This window comes from Pseudomonas sp. Snoq117.2, assembly GCF_900110545.1.
GTDB lineage: Bacteria > Pseudomonadota > Gammaproteobacteria > Pseudomonadales > Pseudomonadaceae > Chryseomonas > Chryseomonas benzopyrenica.
In genome coordinates, this window is sequence record NZ_FOED01000001.1 from 95,451 (window position 1) to 121,817 (window position 26,367).

Consider the following 26,367-nt stretch of genomic DNA (forward strand, 5'->3'; position numbering starts at 1 on the left):
CGCTCCCCGTCGAGGTCCGTCATGCCGATCAAGATCGTTCCACGCTCTGCCTGTCGTGGGTCGGAGATCACCCCCGAAGCCGTCTACCTGTCCCGGCGCCAGCTGCTCGGTGCCAGCGGCGCCCTGCTCGCCGGCGCCGCCCTGCCCGGCTGGGCGCTGGCCGCCGCCTCCAGCTACGGCGACGTCGAAGCCGCCAAGGGTCCGGACTGGTTCGAGCGCAAGCTGCCGGATACCCGCTGGCAGGCGGCCACGGTCAAGGGCGAGGACATCACCCCCTTCAAGGACGCCACCCACTACAACAACTTCTATGAATTCGGCCCGGACAAGAGCGATCCCGCCGCGCATGCCGCGCAGTTGCCGACCCAGCCCTGGAGCGTGGTGGTCGATGGCGAGGTGGGCAAGCCCGGCAACTACGGCCTGGAAGACCTCTTCGGCCCGGACACCCTGGAAGAGCGCATCTACCGCATGAGGTGCGTCGAGGCCTGGTCCATGGTCATTCCGTGGCTGGGCTTTCCGCTGGCCAGCCTGCTCAAGCGCGTCGAGCCCACTGGCAAGGCGCGCTACGTGAGGTTCGAGACGCTCAAGGATCCGCAGCACATGCCCGGCATGAATTCCAGCTTCGCCTTGCTGGACTGGCCCTATGTGGAAGGCCTGCGCCTGGATGAGGCCATGCATCCGCTGACGCTGATGACGGTAGGCATGTACGGGCGGGTGCTGCCCAACCAGAATGGCGCGCCGCTGCGCCTGATCGTGCCCTGGAAGTATGGCTTCAAGGGCATCAAGTCCATCGTCCGCATCAGCCTGGTGGAAGAGCAGCCGCGCACCACCTGGCAGGGCATGGCGCCCAACGAGTACGGCTTCTATGCCAACGTCAATCCGGAAGTGGATCACCCGCGCTGGAGCCAGGCCCGCGAACGGCGCCTGCCCAGCGGCCTGTTCAGCCCCAACGTGCGACCGACCCTGATGTTCAACGGCTATGGCGAGGAAGTGGCTTCGCTCTACAGCGGCATGGATCTGCGGAGAAACTATTGATGGGTGTACTGCTCTGGCGGGTGGCGGTGTTCGTCGCCGCGCTCTGCCCGCCGCTGTGGTGGCTGTACCAGGCCTGGATTTTCGCCCTCGGCCCGGACCCGGGCAAGGCACTGGTGGACAAGCTGGGCACCGGCGCCCTGGTGCTGCTGTTGCTGACCCTGAGTCTGACCCCACTGTCGCGCCTCACCCGCTGGAAGCTCTGGCCGGTGATCCGCCGCCAGCTCGGGTTATGGACCTTCACCTATGCCCTGCTGCACTTCCTCGGCTACCTGGCCTTCGTGCTGGGCTTCGACCTGTCGCAGCTGGGCGTGGAATTGCAGCGCCGACCCTACATCATCGTCGGGGCCGCGGCCCTACTGATCCTGCTGGCCCTGGCCGTCACCTCCAATCGCCCGGCCATGCGCCGCCTGGGCAAGCGCTGGAAAGAGCTGCATCGGCTGGCCTACCTGGTGCTGGGCCTGGGGCTGCTGCACTACCTCTGGATCGTGCGTTCGGACCTGGAAGAGTGGGCGATCTACGCTGCCATCGGCGCCGCGCTGCTGGCCTTCCGGCTGGTGGATGGCTGGCGTCGCAAGAGACGCAGCCATCCGGCAACCCCTGTGCGTTGATTACGGCTGTCGAAGTACAGAGGGGAACCCTGTCCGCTTCGACAGACTAGGGGTGGTATTGAACAGGCCCGGCGCCGGTGGCCAGACCGTTGCCCTAGGCGGTCGATCAGCGCTGCGCGGCCTGGCGCAGGCCCTTCAGGGTGTTGAGCGGGGCATCCACCACGAAGCTGTTAGCCAGCCAGGACGGCACGCTGCCACCCGGCTCGCTCTGGGCCTCGTAGGTCACTTCCGAGCCGCCGTTCTTCGGCACCACACGCCACTGACCCTGGAAGCTGGCGACCCGCACATAGCCGTCGGCGGCAGGCCGATAGTCCGGCTGGCCTTCGAGGGTACGGGTAACGCCGCCATCGGGGGTCTTCTGCTCGGTGATGTGCAGCACCACGTCACGGGCGGTCACCGGCCAGGGCATGTCGATGCGCATATAGGTCCAGGCCTGGTTGTCCTGGCGCTTGAGCACCTGCAGCGACTGGCAGCGGAAGATCCACTTGCAGGAACCCACGGGGTCGTCCTGCAGCTTGGCGATGGTGGCCGGATCGGCCTTGATCTGGACCACGCCGCGGTAGGCCTTGTACTTGGAGCCGGCGACCGCGCGGGTGTAGACCTGGATGCCGTCTTCCTGCTTGGCGAGTTGCCAGTCCTCGGCCTGGGCCAGGCCGGTGGCTGCGAGCAGGGTCAGGGCGAGGATGGAGCGAAGCGGCTTGTGCATGGGACGTCCCTTGTTGTTGTGGTTGTCGGAGAGCGCGATTCAAAACCGGATCAGGCGGCGGTTTCACCTTCGAGGCGCAGCAGGATGGCCATGGCTTCGGCGCTGCTGGTGCCGCAGAACGCCAGCTCGGCCTGGAAGCCGCCGCACACCGCCGGGCGCAGCGGAGAGCCGAACAGATCGCAGCGATTGGTACTGTCCAGGTGGGCGCAGCGCACGCCGGAAGGCTTGCCCTGGGGCATGCGTGGCAGCGGTGAGGAGATCGACGGCGCGATGCAACAGGCGCCACAGCCCGGACGGCATTCCATGGTGAAACTCGCTGGAGAAGAGGCTTGAAGCTTAAAAGCAAGGCTGGCGCCTCACAAGCAAATCGTGACCAGATGTCGCTATCGAGTCATGAATGTAACATTCATTCGCACGATGCTACGCAACCCAGAGATTTTTCGGCCGTCATATCTGCGATGAGCGGGGCGGCTGGCCCGAGGGCGTGACGATGAAGCATTGGCTGGTGCTGGACCTGGAGGCGACCACCGACGAGGGCGGCTGGCCGCTGGAGTTGATGGAAATCATCGAGATCGGCGCGGTGATGGTGAACGCCGAGGGGCAGGAGCTGGATCGCTACCAGAGCTTCGTCCAGCCCGAGCGCCTGCCGCTGCTGACGCCCTTTTGCCGCAACCTCACCCACATCAGCCAGGCGGATGTCGATGGCGCCGAGCCGCTGGCAGGCACCTGGCTGGGCTTCGAGCGCTGGCTGGGCGCCTATGAAACCACCCTGGCCGGCTGGTGCAGCTGGGGCGATTTCGACCGCCGCCTGCTGGAGCGCGCCTGGCGCGAGCATGATCTGCACACCCATCTGGCGCGGGTACCGCACCGCAATCTCAAACAGGCCTTCGCCAAGGCCCGCGGCCTGGCGCGCCCGCTGGGTCTCACCGCCGCGTTGGAGTCGGCGGGGCTGGCCTTTACCGGCGTGTTGCACCGTGCCGAGACCGATGCGCGCAATACCGCCAAGCTGCTGCCGGCCAGCCTGCCCGCCTTCGCTCGCTAGTCGCCGTGTGGACCGGTGACAGCCGGGGACGGCCTTGGGCATACTCGCGGACGCTTCTAACCGCTCTCGCACAAGGAAATCCGATGTTCAAGGTCAACGAATACTTCGACGGCACCGTCAAATCCATCGCCTTCAGCCTCAAGTCCAAGCCGGCCACCCTCGGCGTCATGGCCCCTGGCGAATACGAATTCGGCACCAGCCAGCTGGAGATCATGCATGTGGTGGCCGGCGCCCTGACCGTCAAGCTGCCGGGCAGCGAGAGCTGGGAAACCTTCGCCGCGGGCAGCCAGTTCACCGTGCCGGCCAACGCCAAGTTCCAGCTCAAGGTCGCGGAAGACACCGCCTACCTCTGCGAATACCACTGATTTCGCGCGTCCCGTCTCTCGGCCATCCAGGCCGACTGGCGGGGGGCCGCTGTCCTGCCTGAACGCTTCCGCTCCGCCTCGGTCCTAAGCGACACCGCCGCTTTCGGAGTCGTCGCCATGTCGCCAGTCGCAGCCCAGGGCACTCGCCAGCCGAGCCACACCCGCCCCTTCGAGCAGCAGCCCCGGAATCTCCCGACGCATGGGATAGCCCTTGCGCAGGGCGTCGAACGCCTGGGCGCGCGCCAGGGCCGGCAGGCCGAGGGTCGCGCGTAGCGCCGCATCGTCGTCGCGCGGATCGTAGACCGCGCGACAGACACGCCTGAAGGCCGTCGCCTCGGGCGCATCTCCGCTGAACACCAGGCGCTTTAGCTGCTGCGGTGGCAACAGCTCGTCCAGACTCAACCGTGGCGTCTCTCCCGCCCAGGCACAGAATGCCGCATAGATCTGCGCGGTGCCGCGCCACTTGCCTTCCAGGCTGTGCCCGGCGATATGGGGCGTCACCAGCTGACAGAGACGGGCCAGTTCAGGATCGATACCTGGCTCGCCTTCCCAGACATCCAAGGCCACCTTCAGCTCGGCGCCACCGGCCAGATGCGCACGCAGCGCGGCGTTGTCGACTACCTCGCCCCGGCAGGCATTGAGCAGCCAGCTGCCCGGACGCAATCTTGCCAGGCGCGTCGCATCGAACAGATGCAGGGTGCGCTGTTCGCCATCACGGACCAGCGGGGTATGCAGACAGAGCACGTCGCAGCGCTCGATCAACTCGTCCAGGCTGTGGAAGTCGCCCGGCTCGGTCGCCTGCCGTGGCGGATCGCAGACCAGCACCGTCCAGCCCAGTCCGCGCAGCACCTCGGCCAGGCGGCCACCGACCTGCCCGGCGCCGACGATGCCATAGGTGCGCCGGGCCAGCTCGGCGCCGGCGCCATCGGCCAGTGCCAGCAGGGCGCCGAGCACCCAGTCCACCACGCCGCGGGCATTGCAGCCGGGCGCATTGCTCCAGCGGATGCCGGCCTGGTCGAGATAGCCCAGGTCCAGGTGATCGGTGCCTATGGTGCAGGTGCCGACGAAGCCGACCCTGGACCCGGCCAGCAGCGCCGCGTCGACACGGGTGATGGAACGCACCAGCAGCGCATCGGCGCGACTCACCGCGGCGCGATCGAAGGCGCGGCCGGGAAGGCGTTCGAGGGTGGCGTGGGGCCCGAAGAAGGCGTCCAGCAGCGGAATGTTTTCGTCGGCGAGAATGTGCATGCCTGGGCACTCGCAAGGGCGGGGACCGGCACTTTAGCAGGCCATCGGCGGCAGGCAACGGTCGCCGCGAGGGTTGCCACCCGGGCCATGAGGACTAGACTATCGGCCCCGAAGCTGACCGAACGATCAAGTGACCTCCTCCCTGCCCCGCATCAGACGTGAATTCGGCGCCCTGCTCTCCCTGGCCGCGCCCATCGTCATCGCCCAGCTCTCCCATTCGGCCATGGGCTTCGTCGACGCCGTCATGGCCGGCCGGGTCGGCCCGCTCGACCTCGCCGCCGTCGCCCTGGGCAACTCCGTGTGGATTCCGGTGTTTTTGCTGATGACCGGCATCCTGCTGGCGACCACGCCCAAGGTGGCCGAGCGCCACGGCGGCGGTCGCAGCCAGGAGATCGGTCCGCTGGTGCGCCAGGCGCTGTGGCTGGCCCTGGGTTGCGGCCTCATCGCCAGCCTGCTGCTGCTCAACGCCCGCCCCCTGCTGGTGGCCATGCATGTCGACGCCCAGCTGATCGGCCCGACCCTGCTCTATCTCAAGGGCATCGCCATGGGCCTGCCGGCCACCGCCTTCTACTATGTGCTGCGCTGCTTCAGCGATGGCCTCGGGCGCACCCGGCCGGCGATGCTGGTGGGCATCGCCGGTCTGGCGCTGAACGTGCCGCTGAACTGGATCTTCATCCATGGGCACCTGGGGCTGCCGGCCCTGGGCGGCGCTGGGTGCGGCTTCGCCTCGGGCACGGTGATGTGGGCGATGCTGCTGGCCATGCTGGCGATCATCCGCACCGAACGCTATCGCGCCTGCGCCCTCTTCGCCCGCTTCGAGCGGCCGCACGGCCCAACGCTGCGCGCCCTGCTGGCCATCGGCGTACCCATCGGCATCGCGGTGTTCGCCGAATCCAGTATCTTTTCCGTGGTGGCCCTGCTGATCGGCGAGCTGGGGCCGACCGTGGTCGCCGGTCACCAGGTGGCACTCAACTTCTCCGGCCTGGTATTCATGGTGCCCCTGGCGCTGGGGATGGCGGTGACCGTCCGCGTCGGCCAGGCACTGGGCCGCGGTGAGCCGCGCGAGGCCCGCTTCGCCGCCGGCGTCGGCATGGCCGCGGGGCTGCTCTGCGCCTGCGTTTCCTGCACCCTGATGCTGACCGCGCGCACCTTCATCGCCGGCCTCTACTCCCAGGACCTGGCGGTGATCCAGCTGGCGGCCTCGCTGCTGGTATTCGCCGGTATCTTCCAATTCTCCGATGCCATCCAGGTCACCGCCGCTGGCGCCCTGCGCGGCTATCAGGACACCCGGGCGACCATGGTCATCACCCTGCTGGCCTACTGGGGCGTGGGCTTGCCGGTGGGCTGGGCGCTGGGCCTGAGCGACTGGTTCGGGGCACCGCGCGGCCCAGCCGGGCTGTGGCAGGGGCTGGTGCTGGGCCTGACCTGCGCGGCCATCCTGCTGTCGGTACGCCTGGCCCGCAGCGCCCGTCGACGCATCCACAGCGCCTAGCGCGCTGCCCTTGCTACACTGGCCACCTCGTCGCGGACGGCTGCCCTGCCGACCGGGACGAGGGTTTCCCTCTTTCGTGAGCGTGCGGCTTCGATGATCTTTCGCCTGCTACAACTCCTCTGCCTCTGCTTTCTGCTCATCGGCCCGGTCCAGGCCGCCCTGCCGGGGCTGCCGGGCACCCAGAAGGACCAGGTCGATCCGCAATTCGGTCAGTCCCTGGACCAGGTCATCAAGACCCTGGAAAGCGAGCAGCAGCGCAATCGCCTGCTGGCGGATCTCAAGAAGCTGCAGGCGGCCCAGGCCAAGGCCGAACCCAGCGCCTCCCAGGGCGTGATCGGCCTGATCACCGACACCATGACGGTGGTCGAGCAACAGCTGCAGCGCGACAACCTGCGCCAACGCTGGCAGTACCAGCTGGAGCAGGCCGGTGCCGAACTGGCCGCACTGGCACCGGCGCCCGAGCAGCGCCTCAACCTGCTCTCCGGCTTCGTCATCACCCTGGCCTTCTGGGCCGGCTGCGCCCTGGGCTTGAAAAGCATCAGTCACCGCCTGCGGGTGAGATTCGGACTGGCGGAGGAGTTGCCGCTCCAGCCGCGGACCCTGGATCTGGTGCGTTTCGCCCTGCGCAAGCTGGCGCCCTGGCTGCTGGCCTTCATCCTGACCCTGGTGGTGTCCCTGTGGCTGCCGGATTCACTGGGCAAGACGGTGGCCGTCGCCCTGGCCTATGCCGCCGTCACCGGTCCGCTGTTCGCCGCCACCGTGGTGGTGATCTGCTCCCTCCCCAGCGGCGCCCATCGCAACCGCGCCCTGTTGATCCTGCGCCGACGCGCCTTCCGTCCACTGTGGATCATCGGCAGCCTGGCCGCCCTCGGCGGCGCCGCCAGCGATCCGCACCTGGCCGAGACCCTAGGGCCACACCTGGCCGCCGTCATCGCCATCGGGGCCAATATCTGCGCGGCGCTGCTCACCGCCCAGTTCGCCTTGAGATTCCGCCGCCCCATCGCCCACCTGATCCGCAACCAGCCGCTGGCCAAACGGCAGGCCCTGCGTGGCCTGCAGGGCGTGCGCCACCTGATCGCCCGGCTCTGGCACCTGCCGCTGCTGATCCTGGTGGCGGTATCGGTGGTGGCCACCTTCGTCTCCGCCGGCGACACCAGCGACGCCCTGCGTCGCGCGCTGCTGTTCGCCGTGACCATGGGCGCCGCCCTGGGCCTGAATGCGTTGGTACGGGCGCGGCTGCTGCACCGGCGCCATCACGGCCGCATCCAGGAGGCCTATGCCGAACGGCTGCGCGCCTTTTTCGTGCTGGTGCTGGGCATCGTCATCTGGCTGGTGGGGATTGAACTGGCCCTGAGGGCCTGGAATCTCTCGCTGCTGAAATTCAGCCAGGGTGACGGCCATGCGGTCGCCAGCAAATTCTTCGGCCTGGGTGGCACCCTGCTGCTGGCCTGGCTGGTGTGGATCCTGGCCGACACCGCCATCCATCGCGGCCTCAATCTGCATCGCGTCAGCCCGAACAATGCCCGCGCCCAGACCATGTTGCCGCTGATCCGCAACGTGCTGTTCCTGACCATCTTCGTCATCGCCCTGATCGTCGCCCTGGCCAACATGGGCGTGAACGTCACCCCGCTGCTGGCCGGTGCCGGCGTCATCGGCCTGGCGGTGGGCTTCGGCGCTCAAAGCCTGGTAGCCGACCTCATTACCGGGCTGTTCATCATCATCGAGGACTCCCTGGCCATCGGCGACTATGTCGACGTCGGCAACCACCTGGGCACCGTGGAGGGCCTGACCATCCGCACCGTGCGGTTGAGGGATATCGACGGCATCGTCCACACCATCCCCTTCAGCGAGATCAAGAGCATTCAGAACTACTCACGGCAGTTCGGCTACGCCATCTTCCGCCTGCCGATCCCCCAGGCACTGTCGGTGGACAAGGCCATCGAGATGGTCCAGGAAGTCGGCCGCTCGCTGCGCCAGGACCCGCTGATGGGCCGGGACATCTGGTCACCGCTGGAGCTGCAGGGGGTGGAGAGCTTCGATTCCGGCATGGCCATCCTGAGATTCCGTTTCAAGACTGCGCCGATCAAGCAGTGGGAGGTCTCGCGGGCCTTCAACCTCAAACTCAAGCGCTACCTGGACGACGCCGGCATCGAACTGGCCTCGCCACGCATGAACGTGCGCTACGAGGTAGGCAGCTCGCCACTGGACCAGGCGACGCGGGGCAGCGAAGCGCCGAGCGAAGGCTGAGGTCGCTGCCACGACCATCGGTCCTCGCGGCGCCGCGGAAAAGCCTCTAGGGTGGACGTCACTCTGTCCTGGCGAGGTCCTGACATGCCCCTGCGTACCCTGCTCTGCTATGGCGACTCCAACACCCACGGCACCCGCCCCCTGACCCAGCCCGGCGTGCTCGAACGCTTCGGCTGGGACGAACGCTGGCCCGGCGTCCTGGCCCACGGCCTGGGCAGCGACTGGCGGGTGATCGAAGAAGGCCTGCCGGCACGGACCACGGTGCATGACGATCCCATCGACGGCCACCACAAGAACGGCCTGAGCTATCTCAGGCCTTGCCTGGAAAGCCAATTGCCCGTGGATGTCCTGCTGCTGATGCTCGGCACCAACGACCTCAAGGCGCGGCTGTCGGTGACGCCCGCGGACATCGCCAGTGCCTTGCAGGTGCTGCTGGAAGAGATCAAGCGCTGCAATGCCGGCCCGGACGGCGCTACGCCCAGGCTCATCGTCATGGCCCCGGCGCCCATCGAGGAAGTGGGCTTTCTCGGCGAGATCTTCGCCGGCGGCGCGGTTAAGTCTCGCCAGTTGGCCGCGCGCTATCGCCAGGTCGCCGAAGCCCAGGGCGCGACCTTCGTCGATGCCGGGGAAATCATCCAGGTAAGCCCAGTGGACGGCGTGCATTTCGAGGCGGACCAGCATCGCCGGCTGGGGGAGCATCTGCTGGGCGTGGTCAAAGGCTTGGATGCTGCCTGAGCGTAGGCTGGACAACGGCATGCCCTTGTTCACGGGTTCGGGGCTCGACGGTGGAAAACGCTGCGCGGTTTTACACGTTACGGGGTGACGGGCATCGTCCTGTTGGGCTTCGACGATGGAGCCATCTCAACCCAACCTACGAAAGCCAACCCCGTGCGGTGGGGCCTTGGCTACGTGTCGTAGGTAGGCTGAGCGTAAGCGAAGCCCAACGTTACGGGCTCGACATTGAAGTCAGCGATCCAGACCATAGCGCTGCCGAAGCGCACGGTACTGATTGCTGTAGTCCTGATAGCTGAGGTTTTTTGCCTGAAGCGCAGCCAATTCGTCTTCAAAGGTCAGCCCGGCAGGTGCGGAGGTAGGGACAGCACTCGGGGTCGGTCTAGTGACAGGTGCGGGACGCATCTGACCCAAGAGCTCATCTACCACCGGATTGATCTTTGTTGCGGTCCCCTGCCACTTCATAAGGGAGAAACCACCCTTACCCCGCAGGTGATAGTCAGCCTGACCCACCAAGCGCCCACTGGCGTCACGCAGGGTCAGCTCGGCAGCTGATAAGTAAGGCACGCCGTCCCAGGTTTGCCGCGCGGTGTACGCAAGAATGTATGGGCACTCGCGTGGCACCTGCGTATAGCTCTCGGTAGGCACACTGTGCCGAGCAAAGCCGGCCCGGACCACGGGGAGAAAGTCCTTCACCCAAACCGCAGGATTCTCCTGGATACACACCAAATCCGGGCGTACGGCGACGGGCTGGACCTGTACCGACGTGCACCCCGCGAGAATGAGCGAGACAACACCCAGCATCCTGGCTTTCATAAAAAGGCTTCCTTGCTTGCTAGACCACTTATTGTGAGCCAATTCACAATATCAAAGCGAGCTTTCGCGCAACCCTTACTCTACCTTCTTGCGAATCCAATACAGATAACGCCCGTCCCCTTCGCTCTTTTCCACCAGTTCATGACCGAGGAAGACGCAGAACTTGGGGATGTCGCGCTGGGTGGAGGGGTCGGTGGCGATGACCTTGAGCAGGGCGCCGGGGGCGATGTCGCGCACCTTGTTGTGCAGCATCATCACCGGCTCCGGACAATTCAGCCCGCTGGCGTCGAGGGTGGCATCGGCTTCGAGGGTCATGGGGTCTCCAGGGATAAAACGGTTACAGCGATCTGCATTCAGAGCCTGATGGCGGTCTAGGGTTTCCGATCCAGCCGGCGCAGATGACAGGTCACTTCCTCGCGGTCGTGGTAGAGCTGCTTGCAGCCGATGACCACGCGCTGGCCGCGATCTTCGAAATGGTCGCGCAGGCGTTCGAGGATGCCGGCCACTTCGCGATAGCGCTGCTTCATCGGCAGCTTGAGATTGACCACCGCCTCGCGGCAATGACCTTCGCCGATCCAGCGCTCGATCAGCGCCGCGGTACGCGCGGGCTTCTCGACGATGTCGCAGACCATCCAGTCCACCGGGCGCTTGGGAACATAGGCATAGCCGTCGACCTGCAAGTGCTCCACCAGGCCGCTGTCCATCAGCGCCTCGTTCATCGGGCCATTGTCCACCGCCGTCACCAGCATCTCGCGGGCCACCAGCTGCCAGGTCCAGCCACCAGGCGCTGCGCCCAGGTCCACGGCGCGCATCTCCGGCGCCAGACGGGTCTCCCATTCGGCGCGGGGAATGAACTGGTGCCAGGCCTCTTCCAGTTTGAGCGTCGAGCGACTGGGGGCCTCGCGAGGAAACTTCAGCCGTGGGATGCCCATGGGCCAGAGCGCGGCGTTGTCCGGCTCGACCACGCCGACGAAAACCTCGCGACCACTGAGAAAGGTCAGCTGCAGGCGTGGCGCCCGGGCATCGTCCACCAGACGACCTGCCTTGCGCAGCGCCAGGGTCAGGGGGCGCTCGAATTTCTTGCAGAAGGTGGAGAGCGCCTTGCCATCGTTGGTGTCGGGCATTTCCAGCGCCAGGCTGCCGCAGACGGGATAGCCCGCCAGCAGCTCCAGCAGCGGACCGATGCGGTCCTGCTCGGGCAGGCTGAGAAAGGCGCCACGGGACCACTGACGAGGGAAGATCAGCTCGCCGAAGGTGATGTTCTGCATCAACCGGGCGGCACCCTCGGCGTCGCCACAGACGAATTCCGCATAGGCCGCACCCGGCTTGCCCTTGGCGTAGCCGCCCACGCCGAGCAGCGCCGCCCGCTCGCCGAGCTCGGCGCAGACCTCGCCTTCGAATCCGGTACGGCACAGCAGCAACAGGGTATTCACGACAGGGCTTCCTCAAGGGGTCACGCAGGGCGCGCACTATACCCCAGCGCGCCCGCTGGGGAACGCCAGCGGCGCCTATCGGTCCAGTACTACACCTAGAAAAATCAGTCCGCGCAGCGCTGGAACGGGTCTTGTCTGCCTTTCGAGGCCCGAACGGCCAGCGGGCAACCGTCGATAAGGAGACCCTGATGCCAGCCCTGGACAGCCTCAAAAGCCTCAAGACCCTGCAGGTAGGCGAGCGCACCTACCACTATTACAGCCTGCCCGACGCGGCCAAGACCTTGGGCAACCTCGACCAGCTGCCCAAGTCCCTCAAGGTGCTGCTGGAGAACCTGCTGCGCTGGGAAGACAACCAGACCGTTACCGGCGAGGACCTCCAGGCCCTGGCCGACTGGACCAAGACCCGCTCCGCCAATCGCGAGATCCAGTACCGGCCGGCGCGGGTGCTGATGCAGGACTTCACCGGCGTACCGGCAGTGGTCGACCTGGCCGCCATGCGCGAAGCCGTGGCCAAGGCCGGTGGCGATCCGCAGCGGATCAATCCGCTTTCTCCCGTCGACCTGGTGATCGACCACTCGGTGATGGTGGATCGCTACGCCAGCGAAAACGCCTACCACGAGAACGTCGAGATCGAGATGGAGCGTAATGGCGAGCGCTATGCTTTCCTGCGCTGGGGCCAGAACGCCTTCGACAACTTCCGCGTGGTCCCGCCGGGCACCGGTATCTGTCACCAGGTCAACCTGGAGTACCTGGGCCGCACCGTCTGGACCAAGGACGAGGACGGCCGCACCTATGCCTTCCCCGACACCCTGGTCGGCACCGACTCCCACACCACCATGATCAATGGCCTGGGCGTGCTGGGCTGGGGCGTGGGCGGCATCGAGGCCGAGGCGGCCATGCTCGGCCAGCCGGTGTCCATGCTGATCCCCGAGGTGGTGGGCTTCAAGCTCACCGGCAAGCTGCGCGAGGGCATCACCGCCACCGACCTGGTGCTGACCGTGACCCAGATGCTGCGCAAGAAGGGCGTGGTGGGCAAGTTCGTCGAATTCTTCGGCGATGGCCTGGCCACCCTGCCCCTGGCCGACCGCGCCACCATCGGCAACATGGCGCCGGAGTACGGCGCCACCTGCGGTTTCTTCCCCGTGGACCAGATCACCCTGGACTACCTGCGCCTGTCCGGCCGCCCCGAGGAAACCGTGCAACTGGTGGAGGCCTACACCCAGGCCCAGGGCCTGTGGCGCAATCCCGGCGACGAGCCGGTATTCACCGACGTGCTGGAGCTGGACATGGGCGAAGTCCAATCCAGCCTGGCCGGCCCCAAGCGGCCCCAGGATCGTGTGCTGCTTGGCGAAGTCGCCAAGACCTTTGGCGATTTCACGGCCCTGGCGCCGAAGAAAGCCGAAGCCCCCAAGGCGGGCAGTGGTGTGGAGGTTCAGCTCGACGGCCAGACCTTCCAGCTGGAGGACGGTGCCGTGGTGATCGCCGCCATCACCTCCTGTACCAATACCTCCAACCCCAGCGTGATGATGGCCGCCGGTCTGCTGGCGAAGAAGGCCGCCGAAAAGGGCCTGATGCGCAAGCCCTGGGTGAAATCGTCCCTCGCCCCCGGCTCCAAGGTGGTGACCGACTACTACAACGCCGCAGGACTTACCCCCTATCTCAACGACCTCGGTTTCGATCTGGTCGGCTATGGCTGCACCACCTGCATCGGCAACTCCGGCCCGCTGCTCGATCCCATCGAAAAGGCGATCCAGGACGCCGACCTCACTGTGGCTTCGGTACTTTCCGGCAACCGCAACTTCGAAGGCCGGGTGCATCCGCTGGTCAAGACCAACTGGCTGGCCTCGCCGCCGCTGGTGGTGGCCTATGCCCTGGCCGGCAGCGTCAAGGTCGATCTGACCCAGGAGCCACTGGGCACGGGCAACGATGGTCAGCCGGTCTATCTGAAAGACGTCTGGCCCAGCCAGCAGGAAGTGGCCGACGCCGTGCAGAAGCTCGACACCGCCATGTTCCACAAACAATATGGCGCCGTCTTCGACGGTGACGAGAAGTGGCAGGCGATCCAGGTGCCGGACGCCGAGACCTATGTCTGGGATGCCGACTCCACCTACATCCAGAATCCGCCCTTCTTCGAGACGATTGCCGGCGATCCGCCGCGTATCGCCGACATCCACGATGCTCGCATCCTGGCGTTGCTGGGCGATTCGGTCACCACCGACCACATCTCCCCTGCCGGCAACATCAAGAAAGACAGCCCCGCCGGTCGCTACCTCGCCGAGCACGGCGTGGACTATGCCGACTTCAACTCCTACGGCTCCCGTCGTGGCAACCACGAAGTCATGATGCGTGGCACCTTCGCCAACATCCGCATCAAGAACGAGATGTTGGGCGGCGAGGAAGGCGGCAACACCTTCCACGTCCCCACTGGCGAAAAGCTATCGATCTACGACGCGGCCATGAAGTACGAGCTGGAGAACACCCCGCTGGTGATCATCGCCGGCAAGGAATACGGCACTGGTTCCTCCCGTGACTGGGCGGCCAAGGGCACCAACCTGCTGGGCGTGAAGGCCGTGGTCGCCGAGAGCTTCGAGCGCATCCACAGGTCCAACCTGGTGGGTATGGGCGTGCTGCCGCTGCAGTTCAAGGACGGTGTCGATCGCAAGTCCCTGGGGCTGACCGGCAAGGAAAAGATCGCCGTGCTGGGCATCGACGGTGTCGAGTTGCGCCCGCGCATGCCGCTGACCCTGGAAGTCACCCGTGAGGATGGCAGCCTGGAAAGCGTCGAGGTGCTCTGCCGCATCGACACGCTCAATGAAGTGAGCTACTTCAAGGCCGGCGGCATCCTGCACTACGTGCTGCGGGAGTTCTTAGCGAAACCTGCGGCCTAAGCAGGCGTTAGCGGACGCCCGGCAGCCTGGCTGCCGGGCGTTCTGCTGTCAGGAGGCTGCCAACAGCTGACTCGCCGCCCGCCCGAAGCCCTCGACCACCTCCTGCAGCGGCCCGAGAAAGCGTGGGTGGACCAGCCACAGCTGGATCTCCGGCTTGAAGTCCTTCAAGGGAATCACCGCCAGCCGTTCGCGATGGGCGCTCAAGGCCAGCAGCGGTGCCGGGACCAGGCCGAGGCCCTGGCCATCCGCCACCAGACCGAGCTGGAGTTCGGTGCCATAGGTTTCCAGGTTGATGCGCAGCGCCTGGCCCTGCTCGGCCAGGGTGCGCTGCAGACTGGCGCGAAAGCCGCAGCCATCGGGATTGAGCACCCAGCCCTGCGTTTGGAGGTCGGCCAGGCGCTTGGGTTTGGCCGGCGCCTGCGCGCGGGCGCAGACCACCTGCAAGGGCATGGCGCCCAGGGCCTGGGCCTCGATACCGTCGGGAAAGACCTTGTTGGCCGGAAACAGCACCAGGGCGCCGTCCAGTTCGCCGTGCTCGATCCGGCTCACCAGTACGCTGCCCCAGCCGGTCGCCACCTGGGTGCGCAGCTCCGGGTAGCGGGTGCGGATGTCTTTCACGGCCTCCAGCAACAGCGCATCGCCCAGGGTCTGGGGTACGCCCAGGCGCAGCAGTCCAGACGGCGGGGTATCACCCGCCACCCGCTCGCGCAGGGCATCCATCTCGCGCAGAATGGCACGGCAATGACCGTAGACCTCCTGACCCAGGCGCGTTGGCTTGAGCGGCTTGGTGTGGCGGTCGAGCAACTCGACCCCGAGATCCTGCTCCAGGCTCTGCAGGCGCCGGGTGATGGCCGGCTGGGTGAGGCCCAGCGTGTGCGCGGCGGCGTTGAGGGAGCCGCTGCGGAGCACCGCGACGAAGGCTTCGATATCGTCCGTCTTCATGAGGAGGCGTCTGACTTCCTGCTGGTGGATATGCGCCTCAAGCATAACGCAACACCTCCTCCGCTGCCCGGTGCTCAGCGTTGCGCCGTCTGCGCGAGCGGGGCCAGGCTCGTGCCGAAGCCATCGTAGAACAGACGGCTGGCGTCATAGCCCTTGACCAGCCCTTCGCCCGCGAAGAAGTCGACGGTGCGCTGCGCCTGGGCAATGGCTGCAGGAGTGACTGGCCCGATGCTGGTGCGGGCACGGGCGAACCAGGCCTGGGCGATGGCCGCATCAGCGCGGGTGCGCTCGGCCCAGGCGCGGGCATAACGCGCCGTATGCGCCGGATCGGCATTGGCCCAGGTCCGTGCCTGTTGCAGCCGCTGCAGGAAGTCGCCGATGGCACGGTGCTTGGCGGCATCCTCCAGGGCGCGCTGGCTGGCCACCACGAAACTCTGTGCCGGTATCAGATCTTCGGCGGTGGTGAGCACCCGGGCGCCATGGCGCTGGGCCTGGGTGACATAGGGCTCCCAGGTGGCGATGGCGTCCACCGAGCCGCCCTCCAGCGCATGGGAGGCATCCAGGGCGTTGAGGTAGCGGAAGCTCACCCGATCGCGTGGTACGCCCGCGCGATCCAGGGCGGACAAGGCCAATTGCTGGCTCCAGGAGCCCTTCCAGATGGCCACCGTCTTGCCCTGCAGATCCGCCAGGCTACGGATGCTGGAATCGCCGCGCACCAGCACTGCCACCCCGTCAAGGCTCTGACGACTGATGCCGACCACCTTGATCGGCGCGCCGAGGGCGCCAAGGAACAGCGGCGGCGCATCGCCCAGCAGGCCCAGGTCGAGGCTGCCGACGTTGAGCGCCTCGGCCACCGGCGAACCGGCGGTGAATTGCTTCCAGTCCAGCTGGTACGGCAGGTCGTCGAGGACACCGGCGGCTTCCATCACGGTACGGGTGTTATAGCTCTGATCGCCCACCACCAGCGTGGTAGCCAACGTCTGGGTAGCGGCGAGCAGGCCGAGGGTGAGGCCAACAAGGGTCTTGCGTAGCATGGGAAGCCTCTCGTCAGGTATAGGCACGGATATCGGGGTACTGGCCATTGACCGCATAACGGCCGACCTCCAGCACCTTGTAGGCCAGGGGGTCGTGCAGGCTGTGGGTGCGCACGTCGCGCCAGAAGCGATCCAGACCGAGGCGGTTGTGGGTGGCGCGGGCACCCAGGGCGTCGAACACCCGGGTGGTGACGTCCAGGGCGGTACGGGCAGCCAGCACCTTGGCGCTGGCCACGGCGATGGCCGTCTCGCCGCGCAGGTCGGCGGTAAAGGTGGCATCGGCCTCGAGCAGGTCATCCACCCGCCGTGCTGCCACGTCGGCGAGGGCCACGGCGCCCTGCAGGGCGATCCAGAGTTCGCCCATCTGGCTCAACACCAGTTGATCCTCGCTGGCGCTGGCGGCCAGGGAATGCACCCAAGGCCGCGCCTCTGCATGCAGATAGCGCCGCGCCTCGCGCAGCGCGCCCTGGGCGGCACCCAGGTAGTACTGGGTGAAGGCCGACTGGTTGACCGGGGTGCGGATCACCGCGGCAAAGTCACCGGCATCTTCCAGGTCGCAGACTTGGGCCTCCTCGGCACTGGCCCAGACGTCGGTCAGGGTAAAGCTGCCACTGTCGCTGCGCGCCACGCCGAAGTGGTCCCAGTCCTCGGCATAGGCCAGCCCCGCGCGATCCCCTGGCAGGGTGACCATCAACCGCGCCCCGCTCTGCCGGTCGCGGGCACTGATGGTGAGGCGATCGGCGAAGACGGCGCCGCTGCAGAAGCCCTTGCGCCCGGTCAGGCGATAGCCACCGCCGGCAACGGGCGTGGCGAGGATGTCGTCATCCCGTGGATTGACCACTCCGGCCAGCCACAGCCGGCCCTCGGCGATTTCCGCCAGCAGGCGGTCGCGCCGTGGCTGGGGCTCGCGGCGCAGGTTCACCGTATTGAGCAGGTGATAGCCAAAGAGCAGGCCGACCGAGCCGTCGCCGGCAGCAATCTCGCGCAGTACGCGCATGGCCAGTGACCAGGGCTGGCCGGCGCCACCAAGATGCACGGGTATGACCAGGTTGGTCAGGCCGCTGTCCTTGAGTCTTTGCAGCTGGGCATCGGGACGAATGCGGTCGCGTTCGTCAGCCACCACCCGGGCAGCGAATTCCGCGCCGATCTCGCGGGCCAGCGTCAGCCAAGCCTCAGTATCCTTAATGGTGCTCATCTAGTCCTCCAGGGGGCCGAGGCCCAGGTGGTCTCTCAGGGTCGTGCCCTGGTACTGGCGTCGGAACAGGCCGCGGCGCTGCAGGTGCGGCACCACGCTTTCGCTGAACTCGACGAAGGACCCCGGCAGGTAGCCGGGGGAAATCACGAAGCCGTCGCAGCCGCCGGCTTCGAACAGCTCGGCCAGCTGTTCGGCGATCTGGGCGCCGGTGCCCACCAGTTGCGGCACCCGCACGCTGGCGGCATAGCTGCGACCCAATTCGGCCAGGGTGGTCCGCGACCCCAGCGCCAGGAGTTTTTCGGCAGCGGCCGGTGGCAGGCCGCCGACCTCGGCCACCTCACCCAGGGCGGTATCAAGGGTAAAGCGGGACAGGTCGATATTGAGCTGGGAGCAGAGGGTGATCAGCCCCACCTCGGGTTGCGCCAGGGCGTTGTGCCTTTCCTGCTTGGCCCGTGCTTCGGCTTCGCTGCCGCCGATGAAGGGCATGACCGAGGTGAGGATCTTGCAGCCGTCGGGGGAGCGCCCCTGCTCCAGCACCTGGCGGCGGACGTCGTCGCGAAAGGCGCGCATGGCGGCGAGGTTGGGCTGGATGGTGAAGATGGCCTCGGCCCAACGTGCGCCGAAGCGCCGGCCACGACCACTGGAGCCGGCCTGGATCAGTACCGGCCGCCCTTGCGGACTGCGCGGGATGTTGAGCGGGCCCTCCACCCGGAACCAGTCGCCCTGGTGATCGAGGGCACGCACCTGCGCGGGATCGGCCAGCACGCCGGCGTCTCGATCCAGGCGCAGCGCGCCAGGTCCCCAACTACGCCAGAGCTTGACGGCCACCTCGACGAATTCGTCGGCACGGTCGTAGCGCAGGTCGTGCTCCAGGTGGCGCTCCCTGCCGAACAGCCGGCCCTCGCTGTCGTTCATGGAGGTGACGATGTTCCAGGCGGCGCGCCCGCGGGACAGGTGATCGAGGGTGGCGAAGGCCCGGGCGACGTGGGCCGGTTCGTAGTAGGTGGTGGAGCGGGTGCAACCCAGCCCAAGGTGGCGGGTGTGAGCCACCAGATAGGACAACAGCGGCAGCGGATCGAGTCGGGTGGCGTCCTGGGCCCCTAGGCGCAGGGCGGTCTCCCGTGAGCCGCCGAGCTGGTCGCCCACGGCCAGGCGGTCGGCGAAGAACAGGAAGTCGAACAGCCCCTCCTCCAGCGCCTTGGCCGCGCGGACGTAATAGTCCGGGTCGAGGAAGTCGCCCTGGGTTTCAGGGTGGCGCCAGACGGCGTGGCTATGGACGACGGGACCGGCCAGCAGGAAGCCGGCGAGGTGCAATTGGCGACTCATCGGCTGGCCTCCCGGAGCGCTTGCAGGTAGCGGTTGAAGCTCTGGTCATAGAGCGGCTTGACGTCGTACGGCTGTTGCAGCACCCCGGCCTTGACCAGGAAATCGGCGGTCTTCTGGCCGTCGCTCAAGGTCTGGGCGCTGATCGGTTCGACCCAGGTGGCGTCGCGCCGGAACCAGCGTTCGGCGATGGCCGGATCGGAGTTGTTGCGCCTGGCCCAGGCCTGGGCATAGACGTCGACGTGGTCGCGCGCCCAGCTGCGAGCACGTTGCAAGCGGGCGATGAAATCGCCGATGGCGGCGCGGTTCTCGTCCAGGCGCTGGGTGTTGGCCACCACATAGACCGGCGCCGGCATCAGGTCCTTGGCGGTGATCAGCACCCGTCCGCCCTGGCGCTCCACCATGCTCACGTAGGGCTCCCAGGTGGCGGTGGCATCGAGGGTGCCCTGGCTCAAGGCGGCGACCGCCTCGGTGGGCATCAGGTAGCTGTAGCGCGGGGCATCGCTGGGCAGCCCGGCCTGTTCCAGCGCCGAGTAGACCAGTTGCTGGCTCCAGGAGCCCTTCCAGATGGCAACCCGCTTGCCGGCCAAGTCCGCCACCGTCTTGATGGGTGAATCCTTGCCGACCACGATGGCAGTGCCGTCCGGTCTATTGCGGGTCACTGCCACCACCTTGATCGGCCCACCCCGGGCGGCCAGGGCGATCACCGGGGTGTCGCCGACGATGCCCAGGTCGATGGAGCCGACATTGAGCGCCTCCACCACCGGGCCACCGGCGTTGAATCTCTTCCACTGGATCTCGTACGGCAGGTCCTTGAGTTCACCTGCCTGCTCCAGCAGGGTGCTGCTGTAGTAGAACTGGTCACCGATGGTGAGGGTGATCGCCTGGGCCAGGTTGGCGGAGGTGCCAGCCAGCAGGCCGGCGGCGAATAGCAATCCCTTGATCACGAAGGCGTCTCCTCGAAGGTATCGGGAGCGCTCCGTGGGTACGGTCGCGCAGGTGTCAGATGTCGGGGTTCAGCCGGTGCGGCGAGCACCGGCCAGGCGCGCGGCGACCTTCTGCCGGGTCAGGGGAATCAGTTCGCGGCCGTACTCGACGGCGTCGCTGAGCGGATCGAAGCCGCGGATCAGGAAGCTGTCGACGCCCAGGTCGTAGTAGTCCAGCAGGGCATCGGCCACCTGCTCGGCGGTGCCCACCAGGGCGGTGGAGTTGTGCCCGCCGCCGACCAGGGCGGCGATGCCGGTCCAGAGCCGGCGATCCACACGGTCGCCCAGGGCCACGGTATCGCGCAGACGTTGTGCCCCGACCGCTTCGGGTTTGGCGGGATGCACGGCGCCGTCGGCGGCGAGGCGCGCCTTGGCCTGCTGGCGAATGGCCTCGGCCTTGGCCCAGGCATCATCCTCGGTGTCGCCAAGGATCACCCGGAAGGACACGTTGAATTTTGGGGTACGGCCATGGCGCGCCGCCTCGGCGCGGACCGCAGCGATGGTCTCGCGGGTCTGGGCCAGGGATTCGCCCCACAGCGCGAAGACATCGGCGTGCTTGCCGGCCACCCACAATGCGGCTGGCGAGGAACCGCCGAAATAGACCGGCAGGCTCGGCTGCTGCAGCGGCTTGATGGCGGAGAAGCCCTTCGCCACCCGGTAGTGCTCACCCTCGTGATCGAAGGGCTGGGTGCTGGTCCACTCCTGGCGGACCACGTCGAGGAATTCCTCGGTGCGGGCGTAGCGCTGGTCGTGGTCGAGCCAGTCGCCGTCCTTGCGCTGCTCCCCATCGCTGCCACCACTGATGATGTGCACCGCCAGGCGACCGTCGAGCAGATGATCGAGGGTCGCCAGCTTGCGCGCCGCCAGGGTCGGGGCGACGAAACCGGGACGGTGGGCCAGCAGGAACTTGAGCGTCCGGGTGGCCTGCCCCGCCAGGGCAGTGACCAGGAAGCCGTCGGGCTGATCGGACCAGTAGCCGACCAGGATGCGATCGAAGCCGGCCTGCTCATGGGCCTGGGCGAAGCGGGTGATATAGCCCTTGTCGAAGATGGGACCGGAGGGGGCGATGATCTCCGAGGTGAGGCGGTGGCCGATCATGCCGAGGAATTGGACGCTCATGGTGGTGAATCCCGTGCCGAGGTAAGGGGACGCCTTCAGGAAGGCGTTGGCTGGGTTCCACCTTAGGCAACCAGAGCATAAGAAGGAAATTCCTTATGCGCATATCCTAATTATTGTTTTATTTGAAACATGCATTTAAAGATGGTGGCTTGCCTCATGAGGCGACGCTCTTCAAGGGTAGAAATAGCAGTACTTCCTCGTTTTGTAGGAGCGGTCCATGGCCGCGATCGCCCAAACGATCCCAGGGCGCCTCGGCGTGGAAAAAGGCGTTAGCCTTTTCCACCGGGGCCTTCGGTGCGAGGGGCGCCCTCACCCCAGCCCTCTCCCCAAGGGAGAGGGGGTTATCCGAGGGAGGGTTGAAAGTCGTTGTTCCTGGACCAAATCCGTGGCCTGTTGGGCTTCGACGATAAAGCCGTCTCAACCCAACCTACGGGGCTATGTCGTAGGTTGGGTTGAGCGCAGCGAAGCCCAACGACCAAGCGCCGTAGCGTGGAAACGGCGTAGCTTTTTTCCACCAGGTAGTTCAGCCACAAGGGCGCCCTCGCCTCCACATTCTCCTGAAGGGTTAAATCGAGCGAATACCGGTCTCAGTCGATCCGAGAAGACCTCGTCGACCGCAGCCACCTACCCGTAGGAGCGGCCCATGGCCGCGATTGGCCAATCACTCATACTACGCTGACGGTCTTCAAAGCCAGGCCGTAGCCGCCAACCCCAGGGCGCCGAGGATGAAACCTACCAGAGCGCCCCGACCCGGTAACTCCTGGAATAGCAGCCAGATCAGCAACGGCTCGCAGACCAATAACACCAGTACGGAAACGACCGCGACCACCCAGATATCACCGGTAGCCCGATAGCCCAGGCCGTAGGCCAGCAACAGGCAGAGACCGGAAAAGCAAGCGAGCCCTGCCAATAGCAGCGCATCATGCCAATCGAAACCGACCGCAGCCGCCAACCGCGCCGCTGCCAATTCGGCGTAGATGATGCAGCCTTCGCCGATGATCATCAGGGCGATGGCGAAGATTCCAAGCACTTCTTTGGACATGAAAGACCTTCCTTTTGGACCGAGCGGACTGACGCTGTGTCGTGATGCACACCGCGCTCAGATGGGGTACTGAGGTCGATGCAGTCAGTGGCGTCAGGGGCTCGATACGGAAGGCATACATGAGCGAAACCTCTGTGAGGGAGTGCTTCTATTAAGGCTAGATCAGGGTACAGCGGTAGAACAGCGGCGGGTTATCGGTGTTAGAGGATGTTGGTCTTTGAACAGAAATTCTTCATAGGAGCGATAGCCCTGCGGACCGCCAAGACTGCAAGCCGCCATGTACTACTGGCGAACAGCAACCCGCGATCTGTTGGACTTCGACGATAAAGCCGTCTCAACCCAACCTACGGGGCTATGCCGCAGGTTGGGTTGAGCGCAGCGAAGCCCAACAAGAAGATACCCAGCCCTACCGCTGCATCCCCCACTTCTTCACCGTCAGCCGCTCCAAGGTAGCGAACACCAGGCCTTCCACCAGCAGGCCGATAATGATCACCGCAGCCAAGCCGGCGAAAACGCGGTCGGTGTAGAGCTCGTTGCGATTCTGGAAGATGTACCAGCCCAGGCCGCCCTTGCCGCTGGAGGCGCCGAACACCAGCTCGGCGGCGATCAGGGTGCGCCAGGCGAAGGCCCAGCCGATCTTGAGGCCCGAGACGATGGCCGGCAGCGCCGCCGGGATGAGGATCAGCCCGACGTACCTCAGCCCCTTGAGGCCATAGTTGCGCCCGGCCATGCGCAGGGTGTCGGACACGCCGAGAAAGCCCGAGTAGGTGTTCAGCGCCATGGGCCAGAGCACCGAATGCACCAGCACGAACACCAGGCTGTTCTCGCCCAGGCCGAACCAGAGCAGCGCCAGCGGCAACAAGGCGATGGCCGGCAGCGGATTGAACATCGAGGTCAGGGTGCCGAGCAGGTCGCGACCGAACTGGGTGGAGACGGCCAGGGCGCTCAGCGCCAGGGCCAGCACCACGCCCAGCAGATAGCCCTTGAGCAAGGTGCCGAGGGAAATGGCGACCTTGGCCGGCAATTCACCGGTGACCAGCCCATCCCAGAAGGCCGCGGCGGTCTGCAGGAAGCTGGGCAGCAGCAGGTCGTTGCCCTGCCAGCGGGCGGCCACTTCCCAGGCCAGCATGAGGATCGCCAGGATCACCAGCTTGCGCAGCCAGGCTTGGCTCCACAGGCGCGTGGCCAGAGGGAGCTCCACCGCCAGCGGCAAGTCGTTGAGGGGCGCGAGGTCCCGTTGGTATTCGGCCCGCACCGGGGGCTGTCGAGTCATGGGTCCACCTCGAAACTAGTAGGAAATGCGGCCCTGGACGATGGCCTGCTGCAGGCGCAGGCGCTCGTCGGCGACCTCCGGCGGCAGGGTCTGAACGTCGTCGGGGAACAGCAGGTTGTGGATGCGCAGCGCGGTACTCTGGAATTCGGCGCCGCCGAAGTCCTCGAGGCCGAACTGGTGGCAGTTGAGTTCCGCGCGGACCCGGCCCGGATGGGGCGACAGCAGCAGGATGCGATTGCCCACCACCAGCGCCTCCTCGATGGAGTGGGTGACGAACAGCAGGGTGAAGCGCACCTCGTCCCAGAGCGCCAGGAGCTCTTCCTGCATCTTGCGGCGAGTCAGGGCGTCCAGGGCGGCGAAGGGTTCGTCCATCAGCAGGATCTTGGGCTGCATGGCCAGGGCGCGAGCGATGGCCACCCGCTGCTTCATGCCGCCGGAAAGATGATGCGGATAGGCGTCGACGAAGCGCGCCAGACCGACCTTGTCCAGGTAGTGCAGCGCCCGCTCGCGCGCCTCGCCACGACTGGCCTGGCGACTGGCGAGCAGCGGGAACATGGTGTTCTCCAGCACCGTCTTCCACGGCGGCAGCTGGTCGAATTCCTGGAACACCACGATGCGATCCGGCCCCGGTCCCTTGACCGGCTGGCCGTCCAGACGGATCTCACCGTGCAGCGGCGGCAGAAAGCCCGCCACCGACTTGAGCAGACTGGACTTGCCGCAGCCGGACGGCCCGAGCAGCACGAAACGGTCGGCGCCATGCACCTCGAAAGATACCTGGTGGGTAGCCCGCACCCGGCGTTCGCGGGTGCGGTATTCGAGGTCGAGATCCTGCACCTGCAGCAGCGGCTGGGTCTGCGCCAGGGTCAGGTGCGGACGGGAAGCTAGAGGGGCATTCATGGTCGTCTCCTACCTTAAAACGGCGCATCGCCCTGGATAGTGGTGCGATACAGCTTGCGCCGCAGATGATTGGGGCAGCCGGCCGCCAGGTGCAGCAGCGAGCGGTTGTCCCAGAACACCAGGTCGTGGGGCTGCCACTGGTGGCGATAGAGGTGCTCGGGCTTGACGCTGTGGGCATAGAGCTCGGCCAGCAGCTCGCGACTCTCGTCTTCCGGCAGGCCGACGATGTGGGTGGTGAACCCCTCGCTGACGAACAGCGCCTTGCGGCCATTTTCCGGATGAGTACGTACCACCGGATGCACCACCGCCTTGACCTCGGCCAGCTGCGCGGCGGTCAGGGTCGGCCGCCAGTTGCCCTCGAACTTGGGCTTGGCGTAGGTGGCGGTATAGGAATGCTCGGCCTGGAGACCCTCTACCTGGCGCTTGAGCGCCGCTGGCAGGGTGTCGTAGGCCAGGTGCATGTTGGCGAAGAGGGTATCGCCGCCCTCCTCCGGCAATTCCTGGGCATGCAGCATGGAACCCAGGCTCGGCAGCTCCTTGTAGGAGAGATCCGAGTGCCAGAACTTGCCGGCATCGCCCAGGCCGATCGGCCGACCGCCTTCGACGATGTTGGAGACGATGAGGATCTCCGGGTGGCCGGCCAGGTGGAATTGCTTGAGCACATGGATCTGCAACTCGCCGAAGCGGCGACTGAAGGCGATCTGCTCTTCGGGGGTGATGCGCTGGTCGCGGAACACCACCACATGGTGGTCCAGGTGGGCGCGATGAACGCGGGCGAAGTCTTCGGCATTGAGCGGCTGGGCCAGATCGATGCCGAGGATCTCGGCGCCCAGGTTGCCGAAGGGCCGGATCTCGAAAGTCTGGCCGGCGGCCGGACGGGGGGAAGCGAGAGTCATTGGAGTGTTCTCCTTGGTGGTCCAGCTCAGCTGCCGGGACGCTCGTGGGCTTCGGGGAAGAAGTAGTCCTGCCAGGAGGCAGCCTGGTGTTTCAGCACGCCCAGCTCATGCAGCTTCTGGGCATAGACGAAGGTCCGCTGGGGCTCGACGGTGAACTCGATCTCCGGGTCCTCGACGATGCGCTGCACCAGGGCCAGCGGCAGCTTGGAATGCTCGACGCGGATATAGGCCTCGGCGGCCGCGGCCTTGTTGGCGCGGATGAAGGCGGCGGCTTCCACCAGGGCGTCATAGAAGGCGCGGTAGGTCTTGGGATTCTCGTCGTGGAATTTCTCGGTGGTGTAAAGCACGTTGAAGGTGCCTGGTCCGCCGAGGACGTTGTAGCTGCTGAGGATGCGATGGACCCGGGGATTCTCCAGCGCCTGGTACTGGAACGGTGGGCTGGAGAAATGGGTAGTGATCTCGGAGCCGCCCGCCATCAGGGCAGCGCTGGCATCCGGGTGCGGCAGACTCACGCTGATGGCATCGAATTTCTTGAACTGGGCGTCGCCGAAGACCTTGGCAGTCTCGATCTGCAGGGTGCGCGACTGGAAGCCCACGCCCGCCGCCGGCACGGCGATGCGATCCTGGTCGGTCAAATCCTTTATCGACCTGACCTCGGCGCGATTGCTCAGCAGGTAGTTGGGCATGGCGCCCAGGGCGGCGATGGCCTTGACGTTCTGTCGTCCGCGGGTGCGATCCCAGACCGTCAGCATCGGCGGTACCCCGGCGGAGACCACGTCGAGCGAGCCGGCCAGCAGCGCCTCGTTCATGGCAGTGGCGCCGGAGATGCTGTTCCAGTCCACCTGGATATCCAGGCCGGCGGCCTTGCCGTGCTTCTCGATCAACTGCTGATCGCGCACCACGTCGAGGATCAGATAGCCGATGCCGAATTGCTGGGCGATGCTGATCCTGCCCTCGGCGGCGGCACTGCCCGCGAAGCCCAGGGCACCTACCACGGCGGCGATCACCGCCAAGCCCTTCCCTACCCTGCTCATCCTTACGCTCCGTGCCG

At 66.3% G+C, this 26,367-nt stretch carries 25 protein-coding genes; 8 read left to right on the top strand and 17 right to left on the bottom strand.

The genetic code is table 11. The annotated features are described in order from the left end of the window. Positions 1 to 21: 21 nt before the first annotated feature. Both msrP and msrQ read left to right on the top strand, forming a co-directional pair. A complete protein-coding gene (gene msrP, locus BMZ43_RS00575; protein WP_093249009.1) occupies positions 22 to 1,032 on the top strand; it encodes a protein-methionine-sulfoxide reductase catalytic subunit MsrP in 1,011 nt (336 codons plus the stop codon). Next, positions 1,032 to 1,640 carry a protein-methionine-sulfoxide reductase heme-binding subunit MsrQ gene (gene msrQ, locus BMZ43_RS00580; RefSeq protein WP_093249011.1) on the top strand — a complete coding sequence of 203 codons (609 nt, stop codon included), beginning with the start codon at positions 1,032 to 1,034 and terminating at the stop codon, positions 1,638 to 1,640. Before msrP ends, msrQ begins: the two co-directional genes overlap by 1 nt. Before the next feature lie 106 nt (positions 1,641 to 1,746). Here msrQ and BMZ43_RS00585 read toward each other — a convergent pair whose 3' ends face one another. Together BMZ43_RS00585 and BMZ43_RS00590 are read right to left on the bottom strand one after the other, a co-directional pair. Continuing rightward, positions 1,747 to 2,346: an START domain-containing protein gene (locus BMZ43_RS00585; protein WP_064308057.1), complete on the bottom strand. Its 600-nt coding sequence runs from the start codon at positions 2,344 to 2,346 to the stop codon at positions 1,747 to 1,749. Between the two features lie 50 nt (positions 2,347 to 2,396). Continuing rightward, the gene (locus BMZ43_RS00590; RefSeq protein WP_027597778.1) at positions 2,397 to 2,651 is read right to left on the bottom strand and encodes a YkgJ family cysteine cluster protein; all 255 of its coding nucleotides are present in this window, start codon (positions 2,649 to 2,651) and stop codon (positions 2,397 to 2,399) included. A gap of 185 nt (positions 2,652 to 2,836) precedes the next feature. Between BMZ43_RS00590 and BMZ43_RS00595 the strand changes: the two genes are divergently transcribed. Together BMZ43_RS00595 and BMZ43_RS00600 are read left to right on the top strand one after the other, a co-directional pair. Next, positions 2,837 to 3,388 (top strand): 3'-5' exonuclease, encoded by a 552-nt coding sequence (locus BMZ43_RS00595; protein ID WP_017641738.1) that lies wholly within the window; start codon positions 2,837 to 2,839, stop codon positions 3,386 to 3,388. Positions 3,389 to 3,471: 83 nt separating this feature from the next. After that, positions 3,472 to 3,753: a pyrimidine/purine nucleoside phosphorylase gene (locus BMZ43_RS00600; protein ID WP_017641737.1), complete on the top strand. Its 282-nt coding sequence runs from the start codon at positions 3,472 to 3,474 to the stop codon at positions 3,751 to 3,753. An 84-nt stretch (positions 3,754 to 3,837) separates the two neighbouring features. On the opposite strand, the gene pdxB is transcribed toward BMZ43_RS00600, so the two are convergent. Then, positions 3,838 to 5,001: a 4-phosphoerythronate dehydrogenase PdxB gene (pdxB, locus tag BMZ43_RS00605; RefSeq protein ID WP_064308058.1), complete on the bottom strand. Its 1,164-nt coding sequence runs from the start codon at positions 4,999 to 5,001 to the stop codon at positions 3,838 to 3,840. A gap of 130 nt (positions 5,002 to 5,131) precedes the next feature. On the opposite strand from pdxB, the gene BMZ43_RS00610 reads away from it, so the two are divergent. The 3 genes from BMZ43_RS00610 (at position 5,132) to BMZ43_RS00620 (ending at position 9,475) form a co-directional block, all read left to right on the top strand. After that, positions 5,132 to 6,493: an MATE family efflux transporter gene (locus tag BMZ43_RS00610; protein ID WP_017639686.1), complete on the top strand. Its 1,362-nt coding sequence runs from the start codon at positions 5,132 to 5,134 to the stop codon at positions 6,491 to 6,493. A gap of 93 nt (positions 6,494 to 6,586) precedes the next feature. Then, positions 6,587 to 8,740 carry a mechanosensitive ion channel family protein gene (locus BMZ43_RS00615; RefSeq protein WP_064308059.1) on the top strand — a complete coding sequence of 718 codons (2,154 nt, stop codon included), beginning with the start codon at positions 6,587 to 6,589 and terminating at the stop codon, positions 8,738 to 8,740. An 84-nt stretch (positions 8,741 to 8,824) separates the two neighbouring features. Further along, positions 8,825 to 9,475 carry an SGNH/GDSL hydrolase family protein gene (locus BMZ43_RS00620; protein ID WP_082900421.1) on the top strand — a complete coding sequence of 217 codons (651 nt, stop codon included), beginning with the start codon at positions 8,825 to 8,827 and terminating at the stop codon, positions 9,473 to 9,475. Positions 9,476 to 9,706: 231 nt separating this feature from the next. Here the strand turns inward: BMZ43_RS00620 and BMZ43_RS00625 are convergent, their stop codons facing one another. The 3 genes from BMZ43_RS00625 to rlmM all read right to left on the bottom strand — a co-directional run bounded on the left by BMZ43_RS00625 (position 9,707) and on the right by rlmM (position 11,721). Then, positions 9,707 to 10,288, bottom strand: a complete 582-nt coding sequence (locus tag BMZ43_RS00625; protein ID WP_064308060.1) for an Sbal_3080 family lipoprotein — start codon at positions 10,286 to 10,288, stop codon at positions 9,707 to 9,709. A gap of 75 nt (positions 10,289 to 10,363) precedes the next feature. Then, positions 10,364 to 10,603 carry a sulfurtransferase TusA gene (gene tusA / locus BMZ43_RS00630; protein ID WP_064308061.1) on the bottom strand — a complete coding sequence of 80 codons (240 nt, stop codon included), beginning with the start codon at positions 10,601 to 10,603 and terminating at the stop codon, positions 10,364 to 10,366. Between the two features lie 56 nt (positions 10,604 to 10,659). After that, complete coding sequence (gene rlmM, locus BMZ43_RS00635; RefSeq protein ID WP_064308062.1) at positions 10,660 to 11,721, bottom strand: 23S rRNA (cytidine(2498)-2'-O)-methyltransferase RlmM; 1,062 nt, start codon at positions 11,719 to 11,721, stop codon at positions 10,660 to 10,662. 188 nt (positions 11,722 to 11,909) lie between these two features. Between rlmM and acnA the strand changes: the two genes are divergently transcribed. Next, positions 11,910 to 14,609, top strand: coding sequence for an aconitate hydratase AcnA (gene acnA, locus BMZ43_RS00640; RefSeq protein WP_064308063.1), 2,700 nt, complete (start codon positions 11,910 to 11,912; stop codon positions 14,607 to 14,609). 48 nt (positions 14,610 to 14,657) lie between these two features. On the opposite strand, the gene BMZ43_RS00645 is transcribed toward acnA, so the two are convergent. From BMZ43_RS00645 to BMZ43_RS00695, 11 genes are all read right to left on the bottom strand, one after another. Continuing rightward, positions 14,658 to 15,551, bottom strand: coding sequence for a LysR family transcriptional regulator (locus BMZ43_RS00645; RefSeq protein ID WP_026083686.1), 894 nt, complete (start codon positions 15,549 to 15,551; stop codon positions 14,658 to 14,660). Positions 15,552 to 15,625: 74 nt separating this feature from the next. Beyond that, positions 15,626 to 16,585, bottom strand: a complete 960-nt coding sequence (locus tag BMZ43_RS00650) for an ABC transporter substrate-binding protein (protein ID WP_064308064.1) — start codon at positions 16,583 to 16,585, stop codon at positions 15,626 to 15,628. A 13-nt stretch (positions 16,586 to 16,598) separates the two neighbouring features. After that, on the bottom strand, positions 16,599 to 17,780 hold the full coding sequence (locus BMZ43_RS00655) for an acyl-CoA dehydrogenase family protein (RefSeq protein WP_017639677.1): 1,182 nt from the start codon (positions 17,778 to 17,780) through the stop codon (positions 16,599 to 16,601). Next, positions 17,781 to 19,106, bottom strand: a complete 1,326-nt coding sequence (locus tag BMZ43_RS00660; RefSeq protein WP_017639676.1) for an LLM class flavin-dependent oxidoreductase — start codon at positions 19,104 to 19,106, stop codon at positions 17,781 to 17,783. Next, the gene (locus BMZ43_RS00665; protein WP_068383961.1) at positions 19,103 to 20,050 is read right to left on the bottom strand and encodes an ABC transporter substrate-binding protein; all 948 of its coding nucleotides are present in this window, start codon (positions 20,048 to 20,050) and stop codon (positions 19,103 to 19,105) included. Before BMZ43_RS00665 ends, BMZ43_RS00660 begins: the two co-directional genes overlap by 4 nt. Positions 20,051 to 20,119: 69 nt before the next feature. Further along, positions 20,120 to 21,208 (bottom strand): LLM class flavin-dependent oxidoreductase, encoded by a 1,089-nt coding sequence (locus BMZ43_RS00670; RefSeq protein WP_093249014.1) that lies wholly within the window; start codon positions 21,206 to 21,208, stop codon positions 20,120 to 20,122. 685 nt (positions 21,209 to 21,893) lie between these two features. Then, complete coding sequence (locus BMZ43_RS00675; RefSeq protein WP_082731514.1) at positions 21,894 to 22,250, bottom strand: hypothetical protein; 357 nt, start codon at positions 22,248 to 22,250, stop codon at positions 21,894 to 21,896. A gap of 406 nt (positions 22,251 to 22,656) precedes the next feature. Further along, positions 22,657 to 23,523, bottom strand: coding sequence for an ABC transporter permease (locus BMZ43_RS00680; RefSeq protein ID WP_017639671.1), 867 nt, complete (start codon positions 23,521 to 23,523; stop codon positions 22,657 to 22,659). Positions 23,524 to 23,538: 15 nt separating this feature from the next. Then, complete coding sequence (locus BMZ43_RS00685) at positions 23,539 to 24,420, bottom strand: ABC transporter ATP-binding protein (protein ID WP_017639670.1); 882 nt, start codon at positions 24,418 to 24,420, stop codon at positions 23,539 to 23,541. A gap of 14 nt (positions 24,421 to 24,434) precedes the next feature. Next, positions 24,435 to 25,316 carry a TauD/TfdA dioxygenase family protein gene (locus tag BMZ43_RS00690; protein ID WP_017639669.1) on the bottom strand — a complete coding sequence of 294 codons (882 nt, stop codon included), beginning with the start codon at positions 25,314 to 25,316 and terminating at the stop codon, positions 24,435 to 24,437. 26 nt (positions 25,317 to 25,342) lie between these two features. Beyond that, the gene (locus BMZ43_RS00695) at positions 25,343 to 26,350 is read right to left on the bottom strand and encodes an ABC transporter substrate-binding protein (RefSeq protein WP_026083683.1); all 1,008 of its coding nucleotides are present in this window, start codon (positions 26,348 to 26,350) and stop codon (positions 25,343 to 25,345) included. Between the last annotated feature and the right edge of the window lie 17 nt (positions 26,351 to 26,367).